Source organism: Brachyspira suanatina (assembly GCF_001049755.1).
GTDB lineage: Bacteria > Spirochaetota > Brachyspiria > Brachyspirales > Brachyspiraceae > Brachyspira > Brachyspira suanatina.
In genome coordinates this window covers 1-2836 of sequence record NZ_CVLB01000032.1, presented here as the reverse complement: position 1 = coordinate 2836, position 2836 = coordinate 1, and the positions used below count along the sequence as shown (strand labels likewise).

General features: G+C 25.2%; 5 protein-coding genes. All 5 read right to left on the bottom strand.

Annotated features, from left to right (window positions below; translation table 11 throughout):
- Nucleotides 1-166: 166 nt before the first annotated feature.
- Nucleotides 167-388 carry a hypothetical protein gene (locus BRSU_RS14185; protein ID WP_048595983.1) on the bottom strand — a complete coding sequence of 74 codons (222 nt, stop codon included), beginning with the start codon at nt 386-388 and terminating at the stop codon, nt 167-169.
- Between the two features lie 8 nt (nt 389-396).
- Nucleotides 397-606, bottom strand: coding sequence for a hypothetical protein (locus tag BRSU_RS14180; RefSeq protein ID WP_048596224.1), 210 nt, complete (start codon nt 604-606; stop codon nt 397-399).
- A 15-nt stretch (nt 607-621) separates the two neighbouring features.
- Nucleotides 622-1113, bottom strand: coding sequence for a hypothetical protein (locus tag BRSU_RS14175; RefSeq protein WP_048596191.1), 492 nt, complete (start codon nt 1111-1113; stop codon nt 622-624).
- 13 nt (nt 1114-1126) lie between these two features.
- Entirely contained in the window at nt 1127-1312 is a 186-nt protein-coding gene (locus BRSU_RS14560; RefSeq protein ID WP_157031512.1) for a hypothetical protein, read from the bottom strand.
- 157 nt (nt 1313-1469) lie between these two features.
- A partial coding sequence (locus BRSU_RS14645) for a hypothetical protein (RefSeq protein ID WP_048596231.1) occupies nt 1470-2836 on the bottom strand: 1367 nt, incomplete at its 5' end.

Genomic DNA, 2836 nt, shown 5'->3' with positions numbered 1-2836 from the left:
TAAAAAAGGAGGCTGAAACCTTTCTAGTTCCAGCCTTTTGACAAGCATCCATTCAGTACAAATAAATAAAAACTTTATCTTACTAAAAAGAAATGCTATTTCAATATAAATATTCTTATTATGGCTTTTATTTATATATATAATAAAAAATATTAGAGATTATTAATTATTTATCCCCTTCAAACTTTGACTGATAACTTTTAAATCCAGCAAGTCCAAGCAAACCTCCCATTAAAAATGGAAGAGCTTCTCCAAGCCTAACATCTTTAGAAAAAACTAAGAAAGCTATACAAACAAGCATGACCGCTGAACCTAATAAACTTATTAAACGCATACTAGAAAGATGTCCAGTCTTGGAACAAGATATTAAATCTTTTAATGCCTTCATAATCAGTCCTATGAAATTACAGCTATAAAAAACATCACACAGCCATAAGTTAATTTAATGAAATAATATATTGATGTTTTTTCTTTAATGAGAGCTTTTAATCTCTCTTTAAATGTCCCTTCTTTTTCATTCATAAACTTGTTATAGTATTTTACTATTCCAATGAAAGTAAAAACTACCATAACACCTATTAAAAAAATTAATATTAATTTAAACATATTTTCTCCTTAAAACTATTTATAAACTTTTAATTTTTCTATTATTGATTCAAAACTTTTAATAAATACATCTTTTATTTTTTCTCTGTTATCTTCTAATTCTTTTATTTTACTTTCTTTTACTTCAAATAAAGTTCCTATCTGCTTGTTTTTATTATTGAACATATAAACAGTTTCAATAGGAAGATTTTCACTTTCTATAACTTCTGATATTTGCCTAGCCATACTATAAACATTAATATCAAATAAATAACTAAAGTATATATATGGATGGAAATATTCATCTTCAATATGTCCTTCGCAGCATTGACTTGTTTTATATCCTTTTTTATTTAACTCTAAAATAATATTTGCTATATTTTTATCTATTCTAGTTAGATTAATAAAATTACCACATTCGCAGAATTGTTTATTTTCATAAAGTTTATTGCATTTGCTGCAGAAGTTATAATGTTCTTTATTATTAAAAATATTGTGTTTAAATAATGTATCAAATTGTCTTTTCATAATAAGCCCTACATTAAATACTTGGCTGAAGCGGACATTCCATATCTATAGTATATTTTTGATTAGGTGTTATAGAACTAATAGATATCATAGTATAGAATGGCTCTCCTGATGTTATTCCTATTTTATATGAAGAATAGCTATATTGCTGTTTATCTTCAAAAAATTCCTGCATACTAAGATTCAGAAAGAAAGCCATATTATTACTATTAGATTTGAAAGAACCTTTTAACCTATAGACTCCATTTATTAAATATATACCAAATCTTCTGATACTTCATATCCTACAAGTTTAATATAATTAAAATCTGGAGGACAGATTATATTATTATCATATATTTTTATATCTTCTATATTTAATATAGGCTTTCCACTTTTGATGCCACTATGATAATATATAAATACTTATTTTCGTATTTGTATATTAGCTGCATTCCACCATAGTACATACCTGCTAACTTTCTTTTATCTAAATCAATTTGTTTATTAGTTCTTATAACTGCCTGACCTTCATTATTAATTTCAAAACTTCCTTTCAAATTGAAGCTTCCATCAGTATTTTTTATTAGTGATAAACTACTTATATCTTTCATAATGTCACTATTTAGAATAATAGTTTCGCCTTCAGCTTCTAAAGTAAAAGTAGTTTTTTCAAAAGTATATATATTTGTTTCTTCAGGAGGTTCTGGAGTTGGATCTGTAGGTTCTGAGTCAAAATCTCCGTTATATGAATCGCTTAACGCTTCTATAGCATCTTGCACAGTTTCTATTACTTTTTCTTTTACTTCTACTTCTGCATTTTTATCAGGAGTCAAATCGAAAGTTATTATTTCATTTGTTTCTATTTCTGAACCATCCTGATTAGCTATTATTAAAGTGTATATATTAGGTTTATTATTATATCTCATAAAGCCAAACTTTTTAGGCTTTCCTGAACTTGAAGTAATACCGTCAGTATTGATTAGCTCATCCCTGCTGCCTATGATATTAAAATAATTTTCTAATATTGGACTGTAACAAGTCGGTATAATTAAACTACTTTTATAAAGATAATTCCCTATTAACTTTATTTTATTATCTCTTTTGACTAATTCAAGTTTAAATGGATTAGGACTGCCTATATCAATAAAATATATATTGGTATCTAGTTTATTCAATTGAGTATTTTTTATATTGAGTATGACATTATAATTTTTAGTTGGTATTTCAGTTGGAAAATTAGACTTAATTATGCTTAATACTAAATTACTTGCAATAATAGATAGGTTAAATACAAATGGACAATCAGTATCAGATATTATACATTCATTTGCACTTAATTGAGGTATTGTATTTCTGTTTATATCAAAAAATTGTCCCAACATGCTGCATTTATAATGTAAATCTTCATTTCCATTTACATTTTTAATTATTAAATATACCATCTTATTTATGGTAAAATTATTTATTATAGATTTTATTCTATAATTGTTTTCTTCTTTTTCTATAACTGCTGTATATTCATTGCTGCCATTTTCATCAGTCAATACTAAACTAATATTTTCTATATTTGTTTTATACTTTGGAAAATTATATTTTCTATATATTATATTAGCTTCTTCATTATCAAAAGTTATTTGTGCAGCTGTAAGAGTTTTTCCTGTTAATATACCATCTAAAAAAGTTTTTAATTCTTTAATATTAGATACAGGAGCTTCATTAGGTTTTCCGCCTTTTAACTTCT

What these genes read in the sequence shown, in the direction of transcription:
- BRSU_RS14175 (WP_048596191.1), bottom strand. Translation starts at nt 1,113, where the DNA reads ATGAAAAGACAATTTGATACATTATTTAAACACAATATTTTTAATAAT.
- BRSU_RS14180 (WP_048596224.1), bottom strand. Translation starts at nt 606, where the DNA reads ATGTTTAAATTAATATTAATTTTTTTAATAGGTGTTATGGTAGTTTTT.
- BRSU_RS14185 (WP_048595983.1), bottom strand. Translation starts at nt 388, where the DNA reads ATGAAGGCATTAAAAGATTTAATATCTTGTTCCAAGACTGGACATCTT.
- BRSU_RS14560 (WP_157031512.1), bottom strand. Translation starts at nt 1,312, where the DNA reads ATGGCTTTCTTTCTGAATCTTAGTATGCAGGAATTTTTTGAAGATAAA.